19 protein-coding genes and 1 pseudogene are annotated in these 26,442 nt (G+C 71.3%); 7 read left to right on the top strand and 13 right to left on the bottom strand.

The window, feature by feature from the left end:
- Positions 1-116: 116 nt before the first annotated feature.
- From FHU33_RS07520 to FHU33_RS07500, 5 genes are all read right to left on the bottom strand, one after another.
- A complete protein-coding gene (locus FHU33_RS07520) occupies positions 117-1,055 on the bottom strand; it encodes a PGN_0703 family putative restriction endonuclease (RefSeq protein WP_142024782.1) in 939 nt (312 codons plus the stop codon).
- Positions 1,052-1,753, bottom strand: coding sequence for an 8-oxoguanine DNA glycosylase OGG fold protein (locus FHU33_RS07515; RefSeq protein WP_142024781.1), 702 nt, complete (start codon positions 1,751-1,753; stop codon positions 1,052-1,054). The genes FHU33_RS07520 and FHU33_RS07515 overlap by 4 nt, the downstream gene beginning before the upstream one ends.
- Positions 1,754-1,776: 23 nt before the next feature.
- Positions 1,777-3,411 (bottom strand): nuclease-related domain-containing DEAD/DEAH box helicase, encoded by a 1,635-nt coding sequence (locus FHU33_RS07510; protein WP_142024780.1) that lies wholly within the window; start codon positions 3,409-3,411, stop codon positions 1,777-1,779.
- On the bottom strand, positions 3,408-4,709 hold the full coding sequence (locus tag FHU33_RS07505) for an exonuclease domain-containing protein (protein WP_142024779.1): 1,302 nt from the start codon (positions 4,707-4,709) through the stop codon (positions 3,408-3,410). Before FHU33_RS07505 ends, FHU33_RS07510 begins: the two co-directional genes overlap by 4 nt.
- Positions 4,710-4,877: 168 nt before the next feature.
- The gene (locus tag FHU33_RS07500; protein ID WP_246063388.1) at positions 4,878-5,486 is read right to left on the bottom strand and encodes a hypothetical protein; all 609 of its coding nucleotides are present in this window, start codon (positions 5,484-5,486) and stop codon (positions 4,878-4,880) included.
- 504 nt (positions 5,487-5,990) lie between these two features.
- On the opposite strand from FHU33_RS07500, the gene FHU33_RS07495 reads away from it, so the two are divergent.
- A complete protein-coding gene (locus tag FHU33_RS07495) occupies positions 5,991-7,394 on the top strand; it encodes an ADP-ribosylglycohydrolase family protein (RefSeq protein ID WP_142024777.1) in 1,404 nt (467 codons plus the stop codon).
- Between the two features lie 145 nt (positions 7,395-7,539).
- Positions 7,540-10,653 (top strand): DEAD/DEAH box helicase, encoded by a 3,114-nt coding sequence (locus FHU33_RS07490; RefSeq protein WP_142024776.1) that lies wholly within the window; start codon positions 7,540-7,542, stop codon positions 10,651-10,653.
- A gap of 183 nt (positions 10,654-10,836) precedes the next feature.
- On the opposite strand, the gene FHU33_RS07485 is transcribed toward FHU33_RS07490, so the two are convergent.
- Together FHU33_RS07485 and FHU33_RS07480 are read right to left on the bottom strand one after the other, a co-directional pair.
- Positions 10,837-11,583 (bottom strand): enoyl-CoA hydratase/isomerase family protein, encoded by a 747-nt coding sequence (locus FHU33_RS07485; protein WP_142024775.1) that lies wholly within the window; start codon positions 11,581-11,583, stop codon positions 10,837-10,839.
- 101 nt (positions 11,584-11,684) lie between these two features.
- Positions 11,685-14,969, bottom strand: coding sequence for a TM0106 family RecB-like putative nuclease (locus tag FHU33_RS07480; RefSeq protein ID WP_142024774.1), 3,285 nt, complete (start codon positions 14,967-14,969; stop codon positions 11,685-11,687).
- A 248-nt stretch (positions 14,970-15,217) separates the two neighbouring features.
- Here FHU33_RS07480 and FHU33_RS07475 point away from each other — a divergent pair, with 248 nt between their 5' ends.
- The 3 genes and pseudogenes from FHU33_RS07475 to FHU33_RS07465 all read left to right on the top strand — a co-directional run bounded on the left by FHU33_RS07475 (position 15,218) and on the right by FHU33_RS07465 (position 19,993).
- Complete coding sequence (locus FHU33_RS07475; RefSeq protein WP_142024773.1) at positions 15,218-16,510, top strand: Fic family protein; 1,293 nt, start codon at positions 15,218-15,220, stop codon at positions 16,508-16,510.
- A 275-nt stretch (positions 16,511-16,785) separates the two neighbouring features.
- A pseudogene (locus FHU33_RS25720) lies at positions 16,786-18,579 on the top strand (DNA/RNA helicase domain-containing protein).
- A 172-nt stretch (positions 18,580-18,751) separates the two neighbouring features.
- Positions 18,752-19,993, top strand: coding sequence for an MFS transporter (locus FHU33_RS07465; RefSeq protein ID WP_142024772.1), 1,242 nt, complete (start codon positions 18,752-18,754; stop codon positions 19,991-19,993).
- A 183-nt stretch (positions 19,994-20,176) separates the two neighbouring features.
- On the opposite strand, the gene FHU33_RS07460 is transcribed toward FHU33_RS07465, so the two are convergent.
- Positions 20,177-20,575 carry a YybH family protein gene (locus tag FHU33_RS07460; protein ID WP_246063386.1) on the bottom strand — a complete coding sequence of 133 codons (399 nt, stop codon included), beginning with the start codon at positions 20,573-20,575 and terminating at the stop codon, positions 20,177-20,179.
- Positions 20,576-20,677: 102 nt separating this feature from the next.
- Positions 20,678-21,310 (bottom strand): winged helix-turn-helix transcriptional regulator, encoded by a 633-nt coding sequence (locus FHU33_RS25345; protein ID WP_246063385.1) that lies wholly within the window; start codon positions 21,308-21,310, stop codon positions 20,678-20,680.
- A 44-nt stretch (positions 21,311-21,354) separates the two neighbouring features.
- On the opposite strand from FHU33_RS25345, the gene FHU33_RS07450 reads away from it, so the two are divergent.
- Together FHU33_RS07450 and FHU33_RS07445 are read left to right on the top strand one after the other, a co-directional pair.
- On the top strand, positions 21,355-22,197 hold the full coding sequence (locus FHU33_RS07450; RefSeq protein WP_142024771.1) for an alpha/beta fold hydrolase: 843 nt from the start codon (positions 21,355-21,357) through the stop codon (positions 22,195-22,197).
- Between the two features lie 398 nt (positions 22,198-22,595).
- On the top strand, positions 22,596-23,216 hold the full coding sequence (locus FHU33_RS07445) for an antibiotic biosynthesis monooxygenase (protein WP_142024770.1): 621 nt from the start codon (positions 22,596-22,598) through the stop codon (positions 23,214-23,216).
- A 263-nt stretch (positions 23,217-23,479) separates the two neighbouring features.
- Here FHU33_RS07445 and FHU33_RS07440 read toward each other — a convergent pair whose 3' ends face one another.
- From FHU33_RS07440 to solA, 4 genes are all read right to left on the bottom strand, one after another.
- Complete coding sequence (locus FHU33_RS07440) at positions 23,480-23,827, bottom strand: type II toxin-antitoxin system PemK/MazF family toxin (RefSeq protein WP_142024769.1); 348 nt, start codon at positions 23,825-23,827, stop codon at positions 23,480-23,482.
- A complete protein-coding gene (locus FHU33_RS07435; protein WP_142024768.1) occupies positions 23,814-24,044 on the bottom strand; it encodes a ribbon-helix-helix domain-containing protein in 231 nt (76 codons plus the stop codon). Before FHU33_RS07435 ends, FHU33_RS07440 begins: the two co-directional genes overlap by 14 nt.
- 117 nt (positions 24,045-24,161) lie before the next feature.
- The gene (locus tag FHU33_RS07430) at positions 24,162-25,292 is read right to left on the bottom strand and encodes an aromatic ring-hydroxylating oxygenase subunit alpha (RefSeq protein ID WP_142024767.1); all 1,131 of its coding nucleotides are present in this window, start codon (positions 25,290-25,292) and stop codon (positions 24,162-24,164) included.
- Positions 25,289-26,440 (bottom strand): N-methyl-L-tryptophan oxidase, encoded by a 1,152-nt coding sequence (gene solA, locus FHU33_RS07425; RefSeq protein WP_142024766.1) that lies wholly within the window; start codon positions 26,438-26,440, stop codon positions 25,289-25,291. Before solA ends, FHU33_RS07430 begins: the two co-directional genes overlap by 4 nt.
- Positions 26,441-26,442 lie beyond the last annotated feature (2 nt).

The raw sequence follows: 26,442 nt of genomic DNA, 5'->3' as shown, positions 1-26,442 counted from the left end.
ACGCGGCTCGGGCTCGGCGACCTCCCGGATGCCCTGCCGACCCCTCGGCGTTCCCGCGGGAAGGTCCGCTGGTCGGCGTGCTCCAGCCGCGGCTTCCGTGAGGGACGAAGAGGAGGTCACGAGAGTTCTTCGGAGGCGACGTAGCGGCGACGGAAGCGGGTGGCCCACTCCCCCAGCCCATCGATCCCGGACGCAACGTTGGCCAGCGGACCGTGGCCGACGAACGCCACCGCCGTCGGCAGGCCGCCGCGCTCTCGGTCGATGGCGGCCACCGTCGACCGTGCAGCGGCGTCGTCCTCCCGCGCGAGCACGAGCGTGAGTGCGTCGTCGAACAGTGCCTCGGGCCCGCTCGCACCGCCCCGGCGCACGCTCTCGGTGAGCAGGACGTTGCGCAGCAGCTGCCGGGTGGCTGGGCCCTTCAGCGCGTCGAAGGCGGTGGGCGCCATGCCGAACTGCTCGCAGAAGCGGCGGTACTCGCGGTCCCTCTCGGGGTCGTCCTTGTCCCGGCTGAAGGTGTCGACGTACTTGGTCTCGACGGCGATCAGGAGTCGTCGTCCGTCCGCCAGCCGGGCGGCGACCACGGCGTCGAAGGCGGTGCCGTCGTCCAGGTGCTCGCGCCGCTCGGGCGCCCACTCGCACTCGATCCCGTCGATGGTCCGGCGGCCGACGGTCACCCGGTCGAAACCCGCGATGCTTCGACCGGTCAGCGACGACAGGAGCGCGGCCGCGGCCTCCGGCCGCGCGCGGAGGTGGCCGAAGACGCTGAAGCACATCGGCATCGAGCTGAGCATGTTGGTGAACAGCCGGGTCTGCTCGAGCTGCCCGCCCTCGCTCCGGACGACGTCCACACGCGAGGCGGCATAGTCGGCGGCCTCGGAACTGAGGAAGTTGCTGCGCCGGTCGTCAGCGGGCAGGTAGTTGCCCAGAATGCGGCCGTCCCGGGCCGGTCCGGCAGGCAACCCGAGAACCTCGTCGCGGTAGGCCGACTGGCGTCGCCGTTCGCGCCGGGTGACAGCGTTGTCCGAGGCGACGACGGTGATGTCAGCAGTCGTCATGAGTGCCTCCCTCGGTTAAAGAGGGCGTACTCCAGCTGGTCGGGGCGCACCGCGTCGCCGGTTACGTCGTCGCTCAGCTCCTTGGCCCAACGGGCGAGGAGCTCGCAGTAGTCGACGTACTGGTTGGCCGGCCAGCTGTACCAACCGGTGAGTTCCGTCCAGCCGCACTGCCGCCGAAGGGTTTTCGCGACCAGGGAGTCGAGGATGAGACAGGGGTGGGCGGCGCTGCCGCCGCCGGCGAAGTAGAGGAACTTCGTGAAGAAGGGCGGGCCCAGGTGGGAGACGGCGTTCCGGTAGGGCCGGAGCAGCCGGTAGGCAGCCGAGGGGTCGGCGCGGCCGACCTCGGCCGCCCGTCTCAGCACCTCGCTGAGCTCGTCGCCGCCCTTCACGACAGCGGTGACGCGAGCTCGGTTGTTGCGGTGCCGCCGACCCGTTCCCCAGGCCAGCGTGGCCCAGAGCAACCGGCGGGCGTCCTCCGGTGACTTGCCGGCTCGCTCCCCGAGTTCGAAGAGCAGTGTGCGAGTTAGCCGCTCCTCCGGGGAGTCGAAGAGCTCGTCGGCGAAAGGAGTGCCGTCGAGGCGTTCTTCCCACCAGCTCCGGTTCACCGTGACCGGCTGACCGGCCACCTCCGCGGCAGGCGTGGCACGGAGATTCGTGGACAACCATTCGGGCAGCTGCAGCTGACTGGGCTCGCTCATGCTGTTGTCTCCGTAGATCGCGGTCAGGCGGTGAGCCGGCGGGCGACTGCCTTGCCGCCCACCCGGCGGATGAGTTCTAGGTCGCCGCAGACGACCAGCAGGTCGCGAGCGCGGGACAGCCCGACGTAGAGCATCTCCCGGGCGCGGGCCTCGTTCCGGAAGCCGTTGACGGCCAGGACGACGGCGGGGCGCTCGAGGCCTTTGAAACCGAGCACGTGGCCGTAGAAGAGGTCGTCGTTCTGCCAGTACGTGTCCCAGTAGGCGTCCTGCCCCTCGGCCTGCCGCTCCACCTGGACGGGATGCCGGCGGTGTGTGGTCAGCAGCGCAACGTGCTCCGGCGGCCACCCACCGTCGAGCAGTGCCTCGGCGACGTCGTCGGCAGCGTCGACCGCATCCTCGGACGAGCACTGGACGAAGCGCACGGGCACCCCCGCCAGGCCGCGGATCTCCATCTGCTCGGGGGCGAGGCTGGAGAAGGTGCCGGCGATCTGCTTGGTGTTGCGCAGGTTCTCGTTCAGCGGGATCGGCGTCAGGTCGACCGTGGGCCGCCCCTGCCGGGCGAAGATCCGCTGCCCCTCGTCGGAGAAGACGTAGATCGATCCCTCGTCCGGGTCGCGCAGCGCGGCACGGACCACGTCCCACCAGCTCTCGGCGAAGTCCTGCCCCTCGTCGATGACGATCGCATCGAACCGCTCGGACTCCGGCAGCCGCGCCGCCAGCGAGACCATCTCGGCGGGCAGGAACTCCTCCCAGTACTGGCTGTCGTCGTCGGACCCGGGCTCCACGCCCCACCCGATGCCGAGGTAGTGAAAGGTACCGACGTACCCGGGGCGCTCCTTCTTCCGCAGGGTGTCGACCCGCCGCTTAAGGAACTCGGCCAGCCCGCGCGAGTAGCACATGAGCGCGACTCGCTGGCCCTGCGCGGCGAGCCGGCGGGCCTTCTCGACGGCCAGCCAGGTCTTGCCGGAGCCGGCACCGCCACGGATCTCGACCCGGTGGAACGACTCGAGCATCGTGAGCACCTTCGCCTGCCGCCGGGTGAGCAGGTCGCAGGCTGCCTCCCGCTCGGCGACCTGGGCCAGCAGGTCCTGCTGCGGGATCGCGGTCCCGGCGAGGCAGTCGACGAGCGCGTCGACGTCGCCCGCCGTCGGCGGGTCGGGCTCGTCCCGCACCTTCTCCAGCGCCGCCCGGATCCGGGCCGCGACGTGCGGCACATCGGTCTTGTCGACGGTCATCCAGCGCGCCAGCCCCGGCGCCCTGAAGTCGGCCGGGAGCGTGGTCGCCGGCAGCGCGACCAGGTGGGCGGTCCGCGGGCGGCTCGCCGTCCAGCGCGGGTGGTCGGCCAGGTACTCGCAGAGCAGGTACTTGCAGGCGACCGCCTGGTCGACCGGGCGGACCATGCGGTCCACGCCGTCACCGATCTGGCGCCATTCCCCGCGCTCCAGCGAGACACTGCCGCCCTTGACCTCCACGACGGCGACGCCCACGCCCGGCCAGGCGACGATGACGTCGGCTTCCCGGTCCTGCGACCGGTCGCTGAAGCGGATGTTGCAGAACAGGGCGGCGTCGTCGGGCAGCTGGTCTCGCAGCGTCTGCACCAGCAGCTGCTCGGAGGCAGACGCGAACTCCGGCTCCTCGGGGAAGAGCCGCGCCGTCACGTGCGCATCCCCGCGACCGAGAGGGCCTCCCAGAACACCGCCTCGCCGATCACCCGCACGCCGAGCGCTCGCGCCTTGGCCGCCTTGCCCGACTGGGAGTGCGGATCGGCGCAGACGAGGACGGCGGTCTGCTTGGAGACCGAGGACATCGGGGTCAGGCCGGCGTTGCGCGCAGCCTGCTCGAGCTCGTCGCGGGTCCGGCTCATGGCTCCGGTGAAGACGATCCGGTCGCCGGGCGCGAAGACCTCCGCCCGCCGGGGCAGCGACACCTGCGCGCCGCTGCGCACCACGGCGAGTGCCAGCTCGACGTCCCGGCTCCCCATTCCGAGCAGCGACGCGACGCGGTCGAGGTCGGAGCGCTCCGCGTCGGTGACCACGCCGTCGGCGTAGGCGGCAGTGGCCAAGGCCTCCAGGTAGATCCGGTGGGCGGCGGAGACGTGGTCGGAGCCGCAGCCCAGCTCACCGGCCAGGGCGACGAGCTGGGCTGCCTCGGTGACGCTGACGAGCCGGTCCTCGAGAACCTGGTCGAGCACGGTCAGGTACGGCGCCATGCTCGGCGGCGCGTCGTCCAGTGCCGGTAGGGCGGCGACCAGCCCGCCGAGGTAGCCGTCCCGCTCGCGGACGGCGGCGGTCGCCGCGTCGCGGGGCAGGGTGCGGCACGGAGGACACGGGCCGTCGGCGGCGTGCGCGGACGCCGCGGCGACGAGGTCGGCCCAGCCACCGTCGAGGGCCTCGAAGCCGCGGTAGCTGCCATCGTCCGCGAAGTCGACGCGGACACCGGCCCCGGCGAGCGATCCGGTGCCCAGGTCGGAAGCCAGCATGGACAGCATCAGTTCCGCGGTGGCGCGGGCGTCGTGCAGCGCGGCGTGGCCGTGCACGAGCGGGATGTCGAGGAAGCCGCAGAGCGCCTGGAGGGATCGGGTGCCCGAGCCGAAGAACAGCGGCGCCAAGCGCATGGTGCACAGGGACGGCGACAGCGGGATCGGCCAGCCGGCACGGCCGAACTCCCGGGCCAGGAAGCGCAGATCGAACAACGCGTTGTGGGCGACGACGACGCGGCCGGAGAGCAGCGACCGCAGGTGCGGCGCGACGTCGGAGAAGGCGGGCGCGTCCACGACGTCGGACGCGCTGATGCCGTGCAGCCCGGTCGGCCCGACGTCCCGTCCGGGATTGACCAGGGTCTCGAACTCGCCCTCGACCTCACCGCGGGAGTCGAGCAGGACGACGCCCACCTCCACGACGCGGTCCATCTTCGGGGACAACCCGGTGGTCTCCACGTCGACGACGGCAACGGTCACGACGGCTCCTCTGCGCTCGCGGCCGTACGTCGACCGAGGGGTACGTGCCCGGCGGACCATGACACGGCGGGGCGACGGAACCGGGGGTTTCGGGCCGATCCGGTCCGCTCCTGCCCCACCAGCCCCATCGCACCCGTGCGCGCCTCGGCCAAACGCCCGAACCGGCGGTCACTCGTGCGAATCGGGAAGGATCGACAGACAGTGCTCGCACGAGCCCTCGGAGGCGTCGAACGACTCCGGCGCAGTGGCCCGGCGGCAGGTGCGGCACCAGCGGAACGACCGACGCCGGCTGGAAGCGATGGCCTCGGCGGCATCGGCCACCGGGTGCGGGTCAAGGAGGACGTCGTCCCGGGTGAACCGCGGACCGTCCGTCGAGAGCGGTCCGGGGCGACCCTCGCCCCCAGAGGTAAGGGGCCGGGCCAGGACGAAGTAGGGGCCCTGCACCCCGACGGCCACCTGCGCCGGCTCGCCGCTGACGAACCACTGCACGTCGTCTCCGATGGCTGGCGCCTCTCGCCGCCAGCCGGTGCCCAGCGCGCGGACGACGTCGGGGTAGGCCACGCCCAGCAGCTCGGTCAGCTCCGCCTCGTCTGCGGTCGGGTCCGACTCGCTCCCCCACTCCAGCTCGCAGGAGCGGCAGACGAACGCCGCCTGCTCGTCCATCACCAGACAACCGCCCAGACCGACCCGCCCGCGCTCTGCCTGTTGGAAGAGGTCGGAGCCTGGCAGCCCGTAGACCAGCGGGATCGAGTCCTCGCGCCCGCACCGGGGACACACGCGTCTCACCTGCGCTCCGACGGTTTCCCTCATGCCACTCCCTGTTCCAGACCATCCGGCGACGGCGGGAGGCGCACCGTGGCACGAGCTACTGACAACGATCCGGGGCGCGCAGCCACGGACCCGTGACAACCACCCGATCGGGCGACCCGACGACAGCTCCTCGACACGGCGTTCAGGTGCCCGCGCGAGCTGCCGTCCGCTGTTCGAGGGCAGCCGACGGACCGGTCCGTTCCTGAGCGGTCGTTCCTGAGCGGTCCGGCCTGCGTCGTACCGCCTGGCCGCACACTGCGTCGAGGAGTTGCACGCGCCACGCTCGGCATCCCTGGCGCTCCCGTCCGCAGCCCGCCGGTCTGGCACGCTCGATGTCGAGGGCCGTCCGGCTCACGTCGTGTAGCCCGGCCGGGCTCGGCTGCCGGTTCCCCGGTAGTCACCGGGTCTGCGTCGACGCCGCCGCTTCGACGACCGCCCCGTCTACCTGTCCGCCGCTTCCAGGAGTCCTGAGTGACCCAGCGCATGCACCGCTCCCACCGCGTCGCCGGCGCGCTCGTCGGCTCCGCCGTCGGCGACGCGCTCGGTGCCCCGTTCGAGTTCGGGCCGCCGGGGCGGTTCTCGGCCCGCTTCCCGGTGCCGGCCCGCGGCTCGAAGACGGAGATGTGCGGCGGCGGATCGCTGGACTGGGAGCCCGGCGAGTTCACGGACGACACGCAGATGGCGCTGCTGGTGGCGACGTCGCTGGTGGAGCACGGTGGTCTGGACGGGGCCGACGTCTTCGACCGGTTCCGCACCTGGGCGGCGGCCGGACCGCCGGATATCGGCAACCAGACGCGCGCCGTCATGGGCTCGGGCCGACCATGGGACGTCGCCGCGGCCGAGCACTTCGCCCGCTCCGGGCACGCGGCGGGCAACGGCTCGCTGATGAGGACCACGCCGGCCGCCATCCGTTTCTCGCGCGACGGTCGCGAAGCCACCATGGACGCCGCCCGGCGCCTCTCGGCACTGACCCACGGCGACCCCTCGGCCGGCGAGGGCTGCGCGATCTTCCACGAGCTGGTGCGCGTGGCGCTGGACGGCGGGAACCCGCTGGCCGCGATCCCGTCCGTGCTCGACGCAGTGGCGACCGTGCACCGGGGCCGGTGGGCGACCGTGCTGGCGCCGGAGTGGACGCCGGCCGACGCGACCGAGGCGAACGGTGCGGTGTGGCCGACGCTCGGCCAGGCGGTGTGGGCGCTGCGCAACGGCCGCGATTTCGCCGAGGTGCTGCGGCTGGTGATAGACCTCGGCGGGGACACCGACACGGTGGCCGCCGTCGCCGGTGGGCTGGCCGGCGCGGTCTTCGGCATGGGGGCGATCCCCAGCCGGTGGGCGTCGGTGGTGCACGGGCGGGTTCCCGGCTTCGGTGATCGCGTGTGGCGGCTGCCCGACCTGCAGCAGCTCGCCGCTGCGCTGGACGGCGCGGTGCAGCAGAACTACGACCCGGGTGTGATCCCGCGGATCGGGCCGACGGAGGTGCTGCCGGGCATCTGGGCCGGCAACCTCGATGGCGCGCGCTACAGCGAGGAAGACTTCGCCGTCATCTCGCTGTGCCGGCTCGGCGAGCCGTTCCGGCACCCCGTGCACCGGATGGCCTACATCGCCGACAACGAGCACAACGCCGACCTCGGCGTAATGCTCGCCGACGTCCTCGACGACATGGCGGCGCTGCAGGAGGAGGGACACCGGCTCCTGGTGCACTGCCACGGCGGCGCTTCGCGCACCGGGCTAGTGCTGCGCGGCTGGCTGGTGCGCGAGAAGGGGATGTCGGTCGAGGAGGCGACGGCGCACGTCGCCGAACGGTGGCCGCACCTCGGGCTCTGGAACGACAGCTTCACCGCCGCGCTGGATCGTCTGAGTGAGTACGCGATCTAGCTAAGGGAGTGGGCAAAGACGCGTCTGACTTTGCGCGGCGTTCGCGTCGGAGGCCCCTGACGGCAGCTGCTAGCGGCCGATGCGCCCACCCCATGGGGTCGCGTCGTAAAGGCGGGCTGCGTCAGCCTCCGGTTACGTTCAGCGCATGGGGGACGTGCCTGCCGGGCTGTACGAGCACCTGATCACCGACCGCTTCAGCAGAGACTTGACGTCGACGGCTCACGACTTGATTCAGATCGGCGCGCTCGATCCGGCGGACGCCCACGAGGCCCTAGCCCGCCACATCGCCGGCCTCACTAGCCGCGCGCTGCGAGCAGCCGGCGGAGGCGATTCCGCGGCCGTCAGTCGGCAAGTCGAATTGGCCAACCGGATTGTTGCCGCGATCGGCGATCTCGCGCCGGAAGCAGCCGACTCGAACGACGCTGTCACTGATCCCGTACGCCAGCTCCTGGCGGTCGCTGCGCCGAACAGCGTCCCAGGCCCCGTGTCGTTCCCGGAACGACCCGCCGTCCCGCTGTCCACGAGTGCGCTGTTGGTGAACGGCCGCGGACAACCCCGCATCGGTTACGAGGTCACTCGGGAGCTCGCGTCCGCCGACGGTGTGGACTTGCTCTGCGCCTTCATCAAGTGGCAGGGGCTTCGCGTGCTAGCGAAAGCGCTGATCGACTTGAGGGAGCGGGGCGGTCGGCTTCGTGTCATCACCACGACGTACATGGGCGCGACCGATCAGCGGGCGCTCGATCGCCTCGTGGAGTTGGGCGCAGACGTCAAGATCTCGTACGAGACCCGAACGACGCGACTACACGCCAAAGCGTGGCTATTCCGCCGCGCGACCGGGCTATCGACGGCATACGTGGGCTCCTCAAACATGTCCCGTACGGCGCTGACGGACGGGCTGGAATGGAACGTCCGCCTCTCGAACGTCGAGCAGGCCCATCTTCTCGAGACCTTCGCCGAGACATTCGACAGCTACTGGGCTGACCCATCGTTCGAGACGTACGACCCGGCACGGGACGGCGACCGGTTGCGGGAGGCGCTCAACGCGGAGCGCGGCGGTCCTTCGGACCTGCCCATCCAGATCACCTCACTCGACGTCCGCCCATTCGGCTACCAGCGGGAGATCCTCGACGAGCTCGAGGCGCAGCGCACCATCCACAACCGGTGGCGCAACCTCGTGGTGATGGCCACGGGAACCGGCAAGACGGTGGTCTCTGCGCTGGACTACAAGCGGCTGCGCGACGCAGGAACGGTCGACCGCATTCTGTTCATCGCTCACCGCGAAGAGCTGCTGGTTCAGAGCCTGTCGACATTCCGACACGTGCTCAGGCAGGGCGACTTTGGCGAGCTCTATGTCGCCGGCCAGCGACCGCGAGAGTGGCGTCACGTCTTCGGGTCCGTACAGTCCCTGACTCAGCTCGACCGGGCCGACCTTGATCCCGCGCACTTCGACATGATCGTCGTGGACGAGTTCCACCACGCAATGGCGTCCACATATCGCCGCCTACTTGAGCACGTCGCGCCGAAGGTCCTTGTCGGCCTCACTGCGACACCAGAACGCACCGACGGCGCCGATGTCCGGGAGTGGTTTGACGGTCGAACCGCCGTGGAGCTGCGGCTGTGGGAAGCACTGGAGCAGGGACTGCTGGCGCCGTTTCAATACTTCGGCCTACACGATGACGTGGCGCTGGAGCAGGTGCGCTGGAAGCGCGGTCGCGGCTACGACCTCACCGAGCTCACCAACGTTTACACCGGTGATGACCACCGCGTGCGTCTCATCCTGCAGGCGGTGCACGACAAGGTGGAGAACCCCGGGAGGATGCGCGCCCTGGGGTTCTGCGTGAGCATCCAGCACGCCGAGTTTATGGCGGAGCGCTTCAGCGCCGCAGGCATCCCCAGCCGTGCCATCACCTCCCAGACGTCGCGCGAGGAGCGAGCCGCTGCCCTCGTCGCTTTACGCGAGCGCCAGGCCAACGTGCTGTTCACGGTCGACCTGTTCAACGAGGGGCTCGACATCCCGACAGTCGACACGGTGCTGTTCCTCCGGCCCACGGAGAGCGCCACGGTGTTCCTGCAGCAGCTCGGTCGAGGCTTGCGGCTGAGCGAGGACAAGGCATGCCTGACGGTCCTCGACTTCATCGGGGCGCAGCATCAGGAATTTCGCTTCGACTTACGGTTCCGAGCTCTCACGGGCAGCTCGCGTCGTGGTCTACAGAGGGACGTCGAGCAGGGGTTCCCCACGCTGCCGGCCGGCTGTCACATCGAGCTCGACAGAGTCGCTCAGCGAATCGTGCTGGAGAACATCAAGCAATCCCTGAACGTGTCTTGGAAGGGACTCGTCGCCGAGGCGCGTAGCTTGGAGCGGCCGACGATGGCCGAGTTCCTCGACGAAGCCGGCATCGAGCTCGAGGACCTCTACCGCGGCAATCGCCGGAGCTGGCTTGACCTGCAGAGGGCCGCTGAGCGCGTCCAGGACACCCCCGGCCCGGATGACCGCCGCCTGGCCAATGCCTTTGCGCGCATGTTGCACATCGACGACCTCGAACGCCTCCAGTTCATCCGGGAAATCATTACCGCGGCCGGCACAACAGACGTAACGAGAGATGCGCGAAGTCGTCGCCTTGCAGCAATGCTGCACTTCTCCCTGTTCGGACAGCAGGAGCAGTTCAGCTCGATCGAGGCAAGCCTTGACCGGCTCCTCCGCCATCCGAGTCGGGCCGAGGAACTGACCCAGCTCACCGACGTGCTAGTCGACCGGCTGCATCGGGTCACCCCCAAACTAACGGCGGCCAGCGCCCGACCACTGCATCTACACGCGCGGTACACGCAGGTGGAGGCGCTGGCGGCATTCGGCAGGGAGTCCCTTGCCAACGCGTTCGGGGCAGGCGTCTGGTGGATCCCCGATGAGAGCGCAGACCTCTTTTTCGTAACCCTGCAGAAGACCGAGCTGCACTACTCCCCAACGACGATGTATGCCGACCACGCCATCTCACCGAGCATCTTCCAGTGGGAATCACAGAACACGACTCGCCCCGGCACGGGCGTCGGCAACCGCTACATCCACCATCGTGAGCTCGGAACCTCGGTACACCTGTTCTTGCGTGAGACCAAGACATCAGACGGCAACCTCGGCGCTCCGCCTTACCTGTACGCCGGCCCAATGACCTACTTGTCACACACCGGCGAGCGGCCCATGCGCATCTTGTGGAACCTCGAACACGCGCTACCGGCGGACGTCTTCCATGCCGCCAAAGTGGCTTGACTCGTCGCGGCAGTTAGATCGGCGCACTGACACGAAGGCGACGCTATGGCGTCATGCCGGGGAACGTGGACCCCGGCGCCGACGGCGACCTTGGGCAACGAAGACGGGCCGCGCGCCGCGGAGCGGGGGCCCGTCGACCGCGCCCGCGCCCGCGCTCCACCATTCGCTCACGAACTCGCGCTCTCAGCCGGCCGAGCGGCGCATGGACCACATCTGCGCCGGGCGCTCAGAGTGCATCGCGACGTCCCAGCCGACGGCGCCGTTGACAACCTCCTTGCGGAAGTTGCCCACCGCCACGCGTGCCAGCTCGGGGTCGGCTGCCACGCGGGCGGCCAGCTCGATCGCGCGCTCCTCGACCGCGGCGTCGTCAAGGGACTCCCAGGCCAGGCCGAGCTCAACGGCCTTGTCGCCGTTGATTTCCTCGCCGAATAGCGCCATCGCGGCCGCGGCCTCGCGTCCGATCAAGCGCGACAGGATGACGAAATGCCCGCCGCCGGGGTGCATGCCGCGCTTCAGGAACCCGCACAACAGCCGAGCGTCCTTCGCCACGATCCGCAGGTCCGCCGCCAGCAGCATGTTCATGCCGGCGCCCACCGCGGAGCCCCGCACCGCGGCCACGGTCGGGACCTTCACCTGGCCCAGTCGGTAGAAGGAGTCGTAGATCTTGCCCATGCCCTCGTAAGCCTCGGGTCCCGCCGGGTCCTTGCCGGCGGAGGTCAGCGTGGCGATGTCGCCGCCCGCGCAGAAGGATTTGCCCACCGCCCGGATCACCAGCGCGCCGACCTCCGGCTTGACGTCCACCTCGTCGAACGTCGCGATCAGCTCGTCGGCCATCGCCGGCGTCAGCGCATTGCGCCGGTCCGGGGCGTTCAGCGTCACGATCGCGACGCCGCCGTCCACCTCGAGCTGCACTTCACCGGATCCGGCCACAAGCCCACCTTCCTGCCGAGCGGACCGGCCCCGACGCCGGCCACCAACCTCTGACTGGCATCAGACCACGCGTCCTATCCGGCCCGCGCACGCGGGCGGGGCTACACGACGACGGTCGCCGACTCCACCAGCCGGCAGAGCGCGTTCACCCGCCGTAGCTGCTCGGGCGTCCGCACGGGCGCGTCCAACAGCAGCTGGCTCAGCACCACGACGGCCAGCGCCTGCGCCCGCGACACCGCCACGTTCAGCCGGTTGAGGTCGAACAGGAACCCGACGCCCCGCGGTGCGTCGACTGCGCTGGTGCTGGTCATCGAGTAGATGACCACCGGCGCCTCCTGGCCCTGGAACTTGTCCACGGTCCCCACCCGTGCACCGTCCGGCAGCGCCGCCTTGATCAGTGCGACCTGGGCGTTGTACGGCGCGACGACCAGCACCTGCTCCGGCCCGATCCGCGCCTCCTTACCGAGATGGCTGCGCCACGTCGAGCCCTGCACCGACTGCCACAGCCGCGCGACGACGTCGGCCTCCTGCTGGCTCTTGTCCGCCCCAGTCAGCTCGTGCCGCACCGGCACCACCCGCAGGCCACTCCCCGACAGCCGCCCCTCCCCCAGCACCGCAACCCGTTCGCGGCCGTCCGCGGCCTCCAGCCGGCCCTCGTACGCCAGGTCGGACACGAATGCAGTCAGGTCCGGGTGCATCCGGTACGAGCGGTCGAGGAAGACGCCGCGGTCCTCGGGGATGGTCGCGTGGCCGTCGAGCAGGTGCTCCAGCGCCGAGGCTCCGGACTCCCCCGGGTGCACCGCCTGGCTGGGCTGGGCCAGCTGCTGCGGATCGCCCAGCAGCACCATCGACCGCGCACCCCGCGCCACCGCGACCGCGTTGGCCAGCGAGAACTGCCCGGCCTCGTCGACCACCAGCACGTCGACGGCCTGGGCCACGTCCGCACGCGTCCAGAACCACGCCGTCCCGCCGACCAGGTTCACGTCGCCGCTCAGCAGCGCCTGCGCCACGAAGCCGTTGTCCGACGACCACGCCACGTCGTCCGAGCCGCAGTGCTGGCTCTCGTCGCACTTCTGCAGCGCCGGCCGCCCCACCGCCTTCAGCAGGTTGCCGATCACCGCGTGCGAGGTCGCCGTGACGCCGACCTTCTTCCCCGCGTCCAGCAGCTCCCGGATCAGCTCAGCCGCGGCCGTCGTCTTGCCGCTCCCCGGCGGGCCCTGGATGGCCAGCACCTCGCCGTCCAGAGCCAGGCCCAGCCGCACGATCGCCTGGGTGGTCGACTCACCCTCGCGCAGCTGCGTTCCCGCGGGAACGCGCCGCTCGACCAGCGCCTGGCCGAGACAGTCGTGCCCGGCCAGCACGTCCTCCCCGCTCGCCTGGATCGCCTCGCGCAGGCTCTTGGTGTTCAGCGGCCCGCCCGGCCCGAGTCCGCGCGGGCGAGGCGGCTCGGTCGCCGTCGTCTTCAGCACGAGCCGCCCGGCCGTGGCCTCGAACTCGAAGACCTCGCCGACCTTCTTCGCGGTGTCCACGTCGAGTGCCTCACCGGTGGAGACCTTCGTGTCCTGCACCGGGAACGAGTACTCGTACAGGTCGCTCTTCTTCTTCGGCCCCAGGCACCGGACGAAGGTCAGCCCGCCCAGCGCTGTGCCGTCCCGCTCGAGCTCCTCGGCGTCCAGATCCTGGAGGCGGTAGACCTCCCACCAGGCCGGGCGGTCCTCGCGACGGTGCCAGCCGACGAGGTCGCCGAGCAGCTCGTGCCCCGCCGCGTGCAGCCGGTCAGTCAGCTCCTGCTCGGCGGCCTGCGCGTCGGTGACCCTCGGGTCGGGCGCCGACGCGGTCAGCGTCGGCCGTGGCAGCGATCCGTGCAGCGCCTCCAGCTCGGCGCGCTGCTGCTCCAGCCAGTCGTGCAGCTCGCGGGTCGAGTCGACGTCGTCGGTGTTGTACGACTCGATCGCGGCCAGCTTCGCGGCGTCGCCGTCGGCCAGCCACTGCTCGTAGACGAGCACGCTGCCGAGCCCGCTGGCCACCTCGCCCTCGTGCGACCGGCCGTAGAACGCCTCGACCTTCTTGATCGAGTACGACTCCTTGCTGATCCGCATCGACTGCCGGACGACGGGATAGAGGTCGACGAACCGCTCCTCGCGCAGCAGCTGGTCGAGCTCCGCCTCGCGGACGCCGTAGCCGCCGGTCAGCTTTTTGAGCGCGGTCACCTCGTAGGCCGCGTAGTGGTAGACGTGCATCGCGGGGTCGGCCTCTGTGGCAGAGACGATCCGGTCGATCAGATCAGCGACCATCTGCTTCTCCGCCGGCCGGTCGTGCGCCCACAGCGGCGTGAACCCGCGCGACCGGTCGCCCAGCCCGGCGAGGTACTCGATGCCCGCGCCGTCCTCGAACCAGGGATCGCCCTCGAAGTCGAGGTAGAGGTCGCCCGGGCTTGGCGGCGGCAGCCGGAGCAGACCCAGGCCGGACACCGGCGGCAGCAGCGTCCGCGACGACTCCCCCGTCGTCCGCTCCTTGAGCTGCTCGGCCGCCTGCTGCTGCAGCCGGGTGCGCGCGTCCGCGCCGATGCCCGAGGCCTTCAGCCGTTCCGGCGACGCCGTCGCCAGCGCCTCCAGCGTCGGGATGCCCGCCGCCCTCAGCAGGTCGCGGTGGTCGCCGCGCATGCCGGCGACCAGGCCGAGGTCGTCGGCGTCCCGCAGCTCGGCATTGCACCGCACCGCCCAGCGGCACTGCTCGCAGTAGCCGATCGGCGAGGGACCGGTCGCCGGCGGCGCCTCGACGAACGTCTCCAGCCGGGCCCGCGCGCGGCGGGCGTAGGCGGCGACGTCGATGAGCCGCCACGGCCGCGACTCGCCGTCCCCGGTGACGACGTGGATCCACTCCGGCGCCACCCCCTGCAGCACGGTGAGCCGCTCGGCGTAAGTGGCCATCTGCAGGAGGGCGGCGATCTTCAGCTTCCGCGCCAGCTTGGTGTCGGCGATCTCGTAGGACCAGTCGCCGAGAACCGGAGACGGCCGATCCACGCGAAGCAGGAAGTCGGCCTGCCCGCCCCAGGCGCCGTCGAAGAAGGTCCCCTGGTAGACGACGTCGAACCCGCGGCGCATCGCCTCGACCGTCTGCACCTCGGCCCGGCGCCGTCCGTCTGCGTCGAACACCGTCTCGATCCGCGCGATCGTCTTTCCAGCCGCCTCGAGCGACGCCAGGTACCTCTCCTCGTGCGCCATGCCTCGGTCGAAGACGAACTGCAGCTCCTCCGTCGTCTCGACGTCCGGCGCCGCCCACTCCCCCGCGGCCACGCCCAGGTCGAGCCGGGTCAGGTGCCGGCACTCCTGGTGGGCGGTCAGGTCGGTCGGGCTCAGCACCAGCCGCCCGTCGAGTCGCTGCATCGCCCGTACCTCCCCGATCGCCGTCGCCGGCAGCCTGCCGGACGGGTCCCGACCACCCTGCCTCGCTCAGTGGGTAGCGGACGCCACCGACACGACCGCGGGGCTGTAGGTCAGGGGAGGCGGCGGACTCACCCGTCCGAGCGATCGCCGGACGCAGACCAGGACCACAAGCTTGCGTGAACGGCGGATCCATTAAAGGATCGCATATCACACTTTAACGGAATGACTGTCCGTGAAAGGTTACGACCATGGCGCGGTGGCTGGATGCGGTCTGGGAGCACTCCGATCTGACCATGGTCCCGCGCGCCGATCGACTCTTCGGCCCGTACCGCCGCTACGAGCCCGACCTGGTGACCTCGCGGCCCCTGAGCCTGTCCCGGGACGCCAATCAGGCCGCCACGGTGGCGGAACGCGCGGTCCGTGAGCTGACGAACGGCCCGGGAGCGCAGGCACTGGAGGGCCTCGCCCGCTTCCTGCTGCGCTCGGAGGCGATCGCCAGCTCGCTCATCGAGGGCATCGCGCCCTCGCCCCAACAGGTCGCTCTCGCGGAACTCGCCCAGGACGAGGACGTCCGAGGGTTCAGCGACCAGGCGCGCCTCGTCGCCAACAACATCACCGTCCTCCGCCGGGCGGGGAACGAGCTGGCCACGGCAGATGCCATCACGGTCGAGGACATCGAGGCCCTCCATCGGGCGCTGTTGCCCGACGAGGCCCACCACGGGTTGCGCCGGGTGCAGAACTGGCTCGGCGGCTCCGCCTGGCACCCACTGTCGGCCGAGTTCGTCCCGCCCCCGCCGGAGCTGGTTCCTGCCCTCATGTCGGACCTCGTCGACTACATGAACGGCTCCGTCCATGCGCCGCTCGTGCAGGCAGGCATCGTGCACGCCCAGTTCGAGACGATCCATCCCTTCACCGACGGCAACGGTCGCGTGGGGCGCGCCCTCATCCACACCGTGCTCACCCGGCGCCGCCTCACGCCGTCGGCGGTCCTCCCGGTGAGCCTGGTGCTCTCCACCCTTCGCGACCGCTACGTCGAGGGCCTGACCTCGTACCGATACGCAGGGCCCCCCGCGGGCGGCGAAGCGGCAGCCGCGGTCGCCACATGGCTGGACCTCTTCCTCTCCGCCACCACGGTCGCCGCGGAGCAGGCGCAGCTCTTCGCCCGCCAGATCGCCGGACTGCAGAACGAGTGGGAGACGAAGCTCGCCGAGCACCGGGCCGCCCAGGGGCGGCGCGAGGTTCCGCGTGCCGACTCCGCGACCTCGCGGATCCTGCGCACCCTGCCCGAGGTGCCGATCCTGACGTCCCGGACGGCGCAGCGGCGCCTGGCCGTCTCGTTCCCGGCGGCGCGAGCCGCGCTGGAAGAGCTCGCGGACGCCGGGATCCTCGCCCGTCGATCCGTCGAGCGGGGCACGACCGGATACACCGCGACGGACGTGTTCTCCCTCGTCACACACGCCGAGCGGCAGCTGGCCAGCACCCGGTGGGACACCCGGGTCTCGCCGCCCACCCGTCCCGTTCCGGCCCGACCCCAAAACTGAGCGCCCGCGCCGTCGCCGCCTCGGGCACTGGCGCATCGCCTGGGTGAGGTCGCGGATGTCCGACACGGCGCCAGTATCGATGCCCGCCGTCCCGGTTCCGGCCCGTTACTGTCTCGGGAGCGGCTCGACAGGCTTCCGCACCCAGGACATGCCTCCACCCGCACGAATCGATTCGTGCTGCCTGGGGACTGTCCTTGCCACTGCTGCGCACCTCCGCGCGAGGTCTGGCCGGCCTGTCGTCGGCCGGCCGCCTGAGCACCGTCCTCGCCGAGCAGATGTCGTTCCAGATGAAGCGTCGCGCCTCCGCCTCCGAGCTGCGGTCCTGGGACGCCAGCCTGCGGGTACTGGCCACCGACCTGCTCCAGGCCGGCCTGGAGGACGTCGAGGTGCTGCTGGAGTACCAGCTCCCGCTCAGCAGCAAGCGCATCGACGCCGTCCTGGCCGGGCGCCATCCTCGGCGGGACAGCCCGTCGTACGTCGTCCTCGAGCTGAAGCAGTGGACGGACGCCGAGCTGTTCGAGGACGACGCCGAGTTGGTCGTCCAGCCGACCTATGGGCGACGCCCGATCCTCCACCCGGTCGCCCAGGTGCGGGCCTACGGCGAGTACCTGCTGGACTTCGTCGCCTTTCTGCACGCAACGACCGACGTCGTCGCCGGTGCCGCCTACCTGCACAACGCCGCCCGGAATCAGGTCGGGCAGCTCTACAACTACCCGCAGGACGAGCTCGGCCGGCTGTTCACCAAGGAGAGCCGGGGAGAATTCCTCGACTTCCTCCGGAGCCGGCTGGCACCGAGCGACGGCAGCCACTACGCCGACCGCCTGCTCCACTCGACGATCGCGCCGAGCAAACAGCTCATGCAGGTCGCCGCCGACGAGATCCAGCGCCGCGAGCAGTTCGTGCTGCTCGACGAACAACGAGTGGCCTTCGACCTCGTCCTCCACGAGGTCGAGAAGGCGCGGTCGGGCGACCACAAGAGCGTCGTCGTCGTGTCCGGCGGGCCGGGCAGCGGGAAGAGCGTCATCGCGCTCTCGCTGCTGGGTGAACTGAACCGCCGTGGCCGGACGGCGATCCATGCGACGGGATCGCGGTCGTTCACCCAGACCCTCCGCAAGGTGGCCGGTAAGGGCTCTCGTCAGGTCCAGTCGCTGTTCAAGTACTTCAACAGCTTCACGGACGCCGACAAGAACGGTTTCGACGTTCTCATCGCTGACGAGGCCCACCGTCTCCGCGAGACCTCCGCCAACCGGTGGACGAAGGCGGAACTCCGCACGGACAAGCGCCAGGTCGACGAGCTCATCGATGCAGCACGCGTGCCCGTCTTCCTCCTCGACCAGAACCAGGTCGTGCGACCCGGCGAACTCGGCACCGTTCAGGACATCGAGAAGGCGGCCCGTGAGCGCGGACTCGACGTGCATCACGTGGACCTCAGCGCCCAGTACCGCTGCGGTGGCTCCGAGGCCTACATCGACTGGGTGGAACGGCTCCTCGGCCTCAAGCCGGGCGGGCCGATCCCCTAGACCGGCGATGAGAACTTCGAGGTCCGGGTAGCCGATTCGCCGTCGGCCATGGAGTCCGAGCTCCAGCGGTATCTCGGCGACAAGTACGGCGCCCGCATGGCCGCGGGCTACTGCTGGCCGTGGAGTGACCCGCGCAAGGACGGGTCCCTTGTCGCGGACGTGCGGATCGGAAACTGGGAGCGCCCCTGGAACCTCAAGGGCGAGCGGTCCGTCGGAGGGGCGCCGCCATCAGCCCTGTGGGCCAGCGATCCGGCCGGCTTCGCTCAGGTCGGCTGCGTCTACACCGCCCAGGGTTTCGAGTACGACTGGAACGGCGTGCTCATGGGACCGGATCTCATCTGGCGAACCGACCGCTGGGTGACCGATCGCTCCCACAACAAGGACCCGGACTTCCGGAACCGGGCCAAAGTGAGCGACCAGGAGTTCGATGCCCTGATCCGCAACGTCTACAAGGTCTTGTTGAGCCGCGGGATGCGCGGCACGCTGCTCTTCTCCACCGACCCCGAGACCCAGGCATTCCTCCACCGGCTGGTGCCGGCGACGGCCTGACCTGGCGCGTCTTACGAGGCGTCACCCGGCCGGGCAGTGGCGGACCCACGTCGGTCCGCCACCGGCCACAGCCGCGCGTTATGGTCGACGGCGTTCAGAACGTGTAACTACCTGCTGTCGGCCTCGCTGACGGATCAAGGCGGCACGCCCGATCCGCAGATGCACAGAGGTGATGACGCACGCCCGACTGTTCGAGTCCCCGCTCCTCCGGCACGCCGGTCCCACGTACTTCCCGCTCGCCTTCGTCGCGCGGCTGCCCTTCGCGATGATGGTGGTCGGCGTGCTGACCCTCGTCGTCGCCGAACGCGGATCGGTCACCCTGGGCGGACTCAACTCCGCCGCCGCCGGCCTGGGCACCGCGCTCGCCGGCCCGCTCCTCGGCGCCGCCGTCGACCGGTTCGGGCAGCGGCGGGTCCTCGTCCCGGTGGGACTGGTCAACGCCACCCTGCTGGGCGCCTTCCCGTTCGTGGTCGCGGGCACCGCTCCGGACGTCGCCGTCCTCGCGCTGTCAGTGCTCATCGGTGCGAGCGCGCCGCAGGTCGGCCCGCTGTCACGAACCCGGCTGGTCGCCATCATCGGGCGCACCATCGCTCCCGGCCGCCGAGAGAAGGTCCTCAGCGGCACCATGGCCTACGAGTCCGCAGCCGACGAGACCGTCTTCATCGTCGGCCCGTTCCTCGTCGGGCTGCTCGCCAGCGCCATCGCCCCGTGGGTGGCCATCGCCGGCGCCTCGGTGCTGACATTCGTGTTCGTCACCGCCTTCGCCCTGCACCACACCGGCCGGGTCGACCCCGACCCCGACAAGGTCCCGGAGGTCCCGGCGCCCGCCCGGGAGCTCGTCCGGTTCCCCCTGCTCACGGTCGTGGTGGGCACGCTCGGCGTCGGCATCTTCTTCGGCGCGACGCTGACCTCCCTCACCGGCTTCCTCGCCCAGGACGGCAGCGGCGACCGCGCCGGACTGCTCTACGGCGTCATGGGCATCGGGTCGGCCGTCCTCGCCCTGGGCGCGGCCGCGCTCCCGGCACGGTTCACGCTGCGGGCGCGCTGGCGGACCTTCGGCTCCCTGCTGCTCGCCGCGGCGATCGGCTATGCCTGCGCGCGGTCGGTCGGGGGCCTCGTCGTCGCCCTCGCCGTCCTCGGCCTCGGCATCGGCCCGACGCTCGTCACCCTCTACAGCCTGGCCGCGCGGCTGAGCCCGGCGGGCCGCTCGGCGACCACCATGACGATGCTCGGCTCCGCGGTGATCGTAGGCCAGGCGCTCGCCTCCGCGGGAACCGGTGTCGTCGTCGACTCCCTGGGCGCGACCGCCGCGCTGGCCGCACCGGCTCTCGCGGCGGCCCTGGTGGTCGCCGCCGGCGTCGCGCACACCGCGCCGGCATCGCGTGTCGAGGAAAGGGAACTCGTCCCCGCGTGAGCCGGTGAGAATCACCGACACCGGACGCGTCGGCATCCATTGACAGCACCCCGGCGCCGAGATGCACGGCCTTCGCGGCGACGCCGCAGGCGCGCCGCCCGCCAGCCCGAGCGGGCGCCCGCGGCCGCGGCTCGACGCACCGCCCGAAGCCCGGCAAGTCCTGAGCGGTGCGCGGCTCGAGTGCTACGACTGCTGCGGTGGCGAGTCGGAGTTCCAGATGTCGAGGCCCATGCTCCACCCGCCGTCGGGCAGCTTGCGATGGACGACGACGTACTTGCCGGCGTCGACGACGTCGGCGCCCACGCGCATCTCGTACTGCCCCTCCTCGACCGCGAGGTCCTCGCGCTCCTCCAGCGAGACCGTCTTGAGCACGGCGCCGGTGACCACCGGCGAACCCGGCGGCATGACCTCGGCGTCCGGCGCGTAAACCGAGGCGATCAGAGCGGCGTCGCCGGTCTCCATCCCGTTGATGAACGTGGCGTTCAGGGCGTCGATGTCGCTGCGGCTCTTGGCTCCTCCTTGCAGCGGGGCGGACCGGCGTCGCGACGGCGACGCGGCTCGGTCAACGCATGCAGACGTCACGACACGCCGGACCTGACCGGCGGACGTTCTGCGCCCTCGCGGTGACCGGGCGCACCGAGGGCCCGCCACCGACCGGCCGGGCACGGTCTGACCGGCCGCCGATCATGGCCAGGGCGGCCGGCCGCTGGAGCCAGGATCCAGTACTGCTCGGGCGAAGGCGCCGTCACCTTCGAGCCGCACGTCGTCCCACTCCCCGGATGCGACCGCGCCGAGAAGAGCCGGCAGAGGAGCCGACACGACTGCCCGGCGTTCACCGGCAGCCTCGCGGACGACGTGCCGGCCGGAGCCCTCCACCACCACGGAGAACTCGAACTCCCCGCATCGCACCGCCACCGCCCCCGGCGGCAGTCCCGGCGCAAGCCCCTCCAGCAGCGCACGCACCGCGAGCCAGGCCCACCGCTCGTCGACGACGTCGTTCCCGGGCCCTGTGGCCATGTACGCCGCACCCCACCGGATCAGCTCCATGATCACCGGCTCGAGCCCACGTCCGTGACTCGTGAGGGCGTAGTGCGCACCAGCCGGCCCGATCCGCTCGACGATCCCGTCGTCGGTCAGCTGCCGGAGCCGCTGGGCGATCAGATTGGTCGCAGCACCGGGAAGCGCGGCCGCCAGGTCGCCGTACCTCGCCGGTGCGATCAACAGCTCCCGCACGACGAGCAGCGTCCACCGGTCGCCCACGTGGTCCATCGCACGTGCCAGCGCACAGAACTGCCCGTAGGTCTTGCGGCCCGCCACCGACAGGAGTCTACTTTACTTTCTCAAGTGGCAGGGAGATTGCCATGGAGCAGCTCACGATCCCGACGCGACACGGGCGGATGGCGCTGACCCGATCGGGTGCCGGCGAACCGGTGCTGCTGCTCCACGGCATCCCCGGGAGCCGTGACAGCTGGCGGGACGTCGTCCCACTGCTGTGCCCGGACGCGACCGTGCTCGTGCCCGACCTCCTCGGCTTCGGGGCCAGCGGCCGCCCCCGCGACCTCGCCACCCTGCACGCACGCGGGCAGGCCGAGGCGCTGGCCGACGTCCTCGACGCCTTGGCGGTCGAGTCGGTCACCGTGGTGGGACACGACTTCGGTGGCCCGGTAGGGCTGATGCTCACCGGCCGGGTTCCGCGCCGGGTGGTCCGCCTCGGCCTGCTCGCGACCAACGCCTTCCCGGACACGCCCGTGCCGTTCCCGCTCTCGCTGGTCAGGCAGCCGGTCGTCGGCCGGCTGCTGGCACCCGCACTCTTCTCTCGCGCCTCCCTGGCGGCCATGCTGATCGCTGGTGTGGGGCGCCCGCGGCCGCGGCTCGACCTCGGCTCCCACCTCGGCGACCGTGCCCAGGTACGGGTCGTCCGCACGATTTTCGAGGGCAGCCTGCGCGAACTCGACGCGTTGTACGCGCCCGTCCAGCGACGACTGGACCAGTGGACCGGGCCGGCCCTCGTGATGTGGGGCGACCGCGACCCCTTCTTCGCCACGGAACAGGGGCACCGCACCGCTACGACTGCCGGCACGACCCTGACCCTGCTCGCCCGAGCAGGGCACTTCCTGCCCGAGGAGCGCCCCGATGAGGTGGCGGCCGCGGTGCGGGCTCTGTTGACTGCTCCGCTCTCGTTCGATCCGGCGTCCCCGGGCTGAAGTCCGCGGGACGCCGCAGTGCCACGGCGTCCCGCGCTGGGCCACACGACGCCGTCGTCGGCGGCCACCTGCACGGTGACGAGCTCGACGCCGTCGGTCCCGGGCCCGGCCGGCGACGATCATCGCTCGTCGGCCTGGCTCTCACTGACCGACGAGGTCCCTCAACGGCTCGCCCCGCTCCGGCAGCACGAACCGGACCGTCGACGGACTGCTCGCGATGACCGACCGCCCCTTGCTCCCGCACGGTCCCGTCGTCCGGTCGAGGCGGCGCGTATGCGCCGCGCGGGTCATCGCGCCCAGCACGCGCAGCGGTCTGTCGGTCAGCCGCCGAGGCGAGCAGCATGTCCCCCGCGGCGACGCCGCCCGGGCGCCGCCCGCCATCCCGAGAGGAGGGCGGCATGTACACCCGTTCCACCACCGTTCAGGCCGACCCGCAGCGCATCGACGAGGGCATCGCCAACGTGCGCGACGAGGTCATGCCCGCGGTGCAGAGCATGCCCGGCTGCATGGGCCTGTCCATGCTCTGCGACCGCGACTCCGGCCGATGCATCGTCACGACGAGCTGGGACTCCGAGGAGTCGATGAGCGCCAGCAGGGAAGCGGTCATGGCCATGCGCGAGCGCGCCACCGAGGTGATGGGTGGCCGCTTCGACGTCCAGGAGTGGGAGATCGCTCTCCTGCACCGCGCGCACCAGGCGCCTGAGGGCGCCTGCTGCCGCGTCACGTGGACCCGCGGCGACCCCGCCCGCATGGACGAGATGACCGAGACCCTCCGTACGGGCGTACTACCGCGTCTGGACGAGATCCCGGGCTTCTGCAGCGTCAGCGTGATGGGAGACCGGCAGACCGGCATGAGCGTCCTGACCGCCACGTACGACGACCGTGCCTCTCTGGAGGGTTCCGCCGAGGCGGTGCGGGGGATGCGCGAGCAGTTCACCCAGCAGATGGGGCTGGAGGTCACCGACATGGCCGAGTTCGAGCTGGCGATCCACCACCTGCGCGTCCCCGAGATGGCCTGATCGACGGCGGCCGGCGCGGGCCCGGAGCGCGCGCCGGCCCCACCGCGGCACCACTCGGCGGCAGGTCGAGAAAGAAATCAGTGGGCCCGGCGCCGTGCCTGGCGACCGGTCCGATTGACCGGCGTCCCCGGCTGGACCGCGGCACCGAACCCGGCTACCTCAGGGAGTTCGTCACGTCCTGGGCCGAGGACGACGGCTGGCGGCCGCACGAGGAAGGCACCTGCCCCTCCGGCTGGGCGCGCGCAGACAGCAACGGCCCTGGCTCACAACTGGAGGTGCAGCCGGAGCGCCTCGTCGACGTCGTGCATGAGCCGTGGCGGGACTCGTCCCAGCACGGGGCCGATCCTCTCGACCGCCACCGAGCGGACCTGCTCGGCCTGAGCCTTGGAGTCGATCCGCAGACCGCTGAGCGCAGCGGGGAGCAAGGCCTGGAACGGGAACACCCGGCCGACGTCGCTCGTCAGCGGAACCACGGTGACCACCCCTCGTCCCAGCCGGTCCGCCGTCGCGTTGGCCTGGTCGTTGCTGACCACGACGGCCGGCCGCCGCTTGTTCGCCTCGTTGCCCCGCACGGGCTCGAGGTCGACCAGGCGCACCTCACCTCGGCGCATCGGCCACGCCATCGCCGGCGGTGGTGTCCCAGGCGGCCTGCTCACCCGACGCTGCCCACTCCTCCCACGCCCGCTCGTAGTCCTGCTCCAGCTGGGGCTGGCGCAGCAGGTGCAGGGCGCGACGGATCGCGGCTGATCTGCTTTCCAGGCCGGACGCCGCGACGTACTCGTCGACGAATGCGACGTCCTCGTCGCTCAGGCTGATGCTCAGCTTCACCTCGGCGATGCTACCGAAGTAGCATCACGGTAGGAATGCTGCGGCCGGCTCCCGTTCCTGCCCCGGGCGGCGATCAGGCGCGAGACGATCACGTGCGCACCGGTCCGTGGCGCACCGTCACCCCTCACCGAGCCGACCGCGCAGCCAGTCGTGGAACAGCCCGAGGTGGTGCTCGACGGGGACCAGCACCCCTCCGGCCGCGTAGGCACGCGAGGCCATCCCCGGCTGGGTGCGCTCGCAGGCGGCGAAGTCCTGCTGGTTGACCCGGTGGAACAGCTCCACCGACCGGGAGACGTCGAGCCCGGCGGCGACCACCTCCGGCGCGTACAGCCAGTCGCACTCGACCACCGTGCGGTCGACCGCCAGCGGGGTCATCCGCAGCAGGATCACGTGGTCGGGCACCAGGTTGAGGAAGACCGCCGGCTTGATCGTGGCCGCGTAGTAGCGCCGGTCGCGGTCCGGGTCGATCCCCGGCAGCGCCGGGAAGCCGGCGCCGCCGTCGACCGTGAAGCCCTCGGCGGAAGCCGCGAACTCAGCCCCGTGCCCGACGAAGGACTGGGCGGCGTACCCGCGGCTGAACTCCGGCAGGACGTCGGTCAGCTCGGGGTGGATCGTGGCGCAGTGGTAGCACTCCATGAAGTTCTCGACGACGAGCTTCCAGTTGGCCGCGACGTCGTAGCGGATCCGCCGGCCCAGGGCCAGCCGCCCGACGTCGTACCCCTCGATCGCCGCCGGGTCGCCGAGCCGCTCGGTCACCGCGCCGACGACGTCGTCCTCGAAGGACGGCGGGGCGTCCGCCAGGCACACCCACGCGTAGCCGAGCCACTCGCGCAGAGGCACCGGCACCAGACCGTTGGCCACCCGGTCGACGTCGGGCATCCGCGCCAGGTTCGGTGCGGCGACCAGCGCTCCGTCGAGCCCGTACGACCACGCGTGGTACGGGCAGCGCAGCGTGCGGTTCACCTGGCCCGACTCCTCGGTGCACAGCTGCGCGCCGCGGTGCCGGCACACGTTCAGGAACGCGCGCAGCGCGTCGTCCCGGCCGCGCACCACCAGCACGCTCTCCCGGCCGACCTGCACCCGCCGGAAGCTGCCAGGCGAGGCAACCTCGTCGGTGCGGGCGACGCAGCACCACATCGCCTCGAACACCCGCTCCTGCTCGCGGGTGAACAGCGCCGGGTCGGTGTAGTACCGCCCGGCGAGGGTCGGAACCAGGCTGGAGGAGGGAGCGGAGAGGGTCGCGGTCACGGGGTGGCCTCCAGAGCGGGCCGGCGGGGGTCGAACAGGGCGATCGGGTGCGTCGTCGAACCCGTGGTGGCGAGGTCGGCGAGGATCTCGCCGACCACCGGCACGAACTTGAAGCCGTGCCCGGAGAAGCCGCAGGCCACGGTCACCTGCGGGTGCTCGGGGTGTGGCGCGATGACGAAGTGCTCGTCGGGCGTCGTGGTGTACATGCAGGTGGCGGCCTTCAGCAGCTCCCCCGGGAGGGTCGGCAGCACCCCGGCCAGGTGCCCGGCCATCGCCGCGACCTCCTCGGGGTGCACCTGCCGGTCGATGGTCTCCGGGGTGCACGGGGTGCCCCGCCGGAAGAAGGCGACCTTCGCCCCGCCGTCCGGGCCGTCGATCGCCGGGAAGCCGTAGACCTGGGTGCCGTCGGCCGCCTCGTGGATGTAGATCGGGTGCCGGTCCGGCGTCCAGGCGGCGGTGCCACCCCTGGGCTGGAACCAGTACATGACCTGCCGCTCCACGGTCAGCGGCAGCCCGAGCCCGGCCAGCACCTCCGGCGCCCACGAACCGGGGCTGACCACCAGCGCACCCGCCTCGTACTCCCCCGCCGCCGTCCGCACCCGCACCCCGCCGCCCGGGGTCGCCGCCCAGGAGAGCGCCGGCTCGCGGAAGCGCAGCTCCGCGCCGCGCGCGAAGGCCAGGTCGAGGTGCGCGGCCACGGTCGCCTCCGGTCGGGCGAACCCGGCGGCGGTCTCGACCAGCCCCACCTCGTCGTCGGCCGGGGTCAGCGTCGGGAACCGGCGGCGGACTTCGGTCGCGTCGAGCAGCTCGTGGGCCAGCCCCCACTCGCGAGCCGCCCGCAGGCTGCCGCCGACGGTGCGGCTGTCGGGCCGGCCGAGGAACACCCCGCCGGTGCGCACCAGCACGTCGGTGCCGGAGTCGGCGCACAGCTGGTCCCACAGCTCGTAGGCGCGCAGCAGCAGCGGCACGTAGGCGGGGTCCTCGAAGTAGGCCTGCCGCACGATCCGCGAACCGCCGTGGCTGGACCCCTGGTCGTGCGCCGGGCCGAACCGCTCCAGCCCCAGCACCCGCTGGCCACGGGCGGCCAGGTGCGCGGCCGCCGCGCTGCCCATGCCGCCCAGCCCCAGGACGATGACGTCGTAGGCCATCG

The organism is Blastococcus colisei, assembly GCF_006717095.1.
GTDB lineage: Bacteria > Actinomycetota > Actinomycetes > Mycobacteriales > Geodermatophilaceae > Blastococcus_B > Blastococcus_B colisei.
The sequence above is the reverse complement of the archived record's forward strand: the minus strand, read 5'-3'. Positions and strand labels throughout refer to the sequence as shown.

Bases quoted from the DNA above. Each gene is read 5' to 3' on its own strand.
- FHU33_RS07520 (WP_142024782.1), bottom strand. From the start codon at position 1,055: ATGACGACTGCTGACATCACCGTCGTCGCCTCGGACAACGCTGTCACC.
- FHU33_RS07515 (WP_142024781.1), bottom strand. From the start codon at position 1,753: ATGAGCGAGCCCAGTCAGCTGCAGCTGCCCGAATGGTTGTCCACGAAT.
- FHU33_RS07490 (WP_142024776.1), top strand. From the start codon at position 7,540: ATGGGGGACGTGCCTGCCGGGCTGTACGAGCACCTGATCACCGACCGC.
- FHU33_RS07480 (WP_142024774.1), bottom strand. From the start codon at position 14,969: ATGCAGCGACTCGACGGGCGGCTGGTGCTGAGCCCGACCGACCTGACC.
- FHU33_RS07475 (WP_142024773.1), top strand. From the start codon at position 15,218: ATGGCGCGGTGGCTGGATGCGGTCTGGGAGCACTCCGATCTGACCATG.
- FHU33_RS07465 (WP_142024772.1), top strand. From the start codon at position 18,752: ATGACGCACGCCCGACTGTTCGAGTCCCCGCTCCTCCGGCACGCCGGT.
- FHU33_RS07450 (WP_142024771.1), top strand. From the start codon at position 21,355: ATGGAGCAGCTCACGATCCCGACGCGACACGGGCGGATGGCGCTGACC.
- FHU33_RS07445 (WP_142024770.1), top strand. From the start codon at position 22,596: ATGTACACCCGTTCCACCACCGTTCAGGCCGACCCGCAGCGCATCGAC.
- FHU33_RS07440 (WP_142024769.1), bottom strand. From the start codon at position 23,827: ATGCGCCGAGGTGAGGTGCGCCTGGTCGACCTCGAGCCCGTGCGGGGC.
- solA (WP_142024766.1), bottom strand. From the start codon at position 26,440: ATGGCCTACGACGTCATCGTCCTGGGGCTGGGCGGCATGGGCAGCGCG.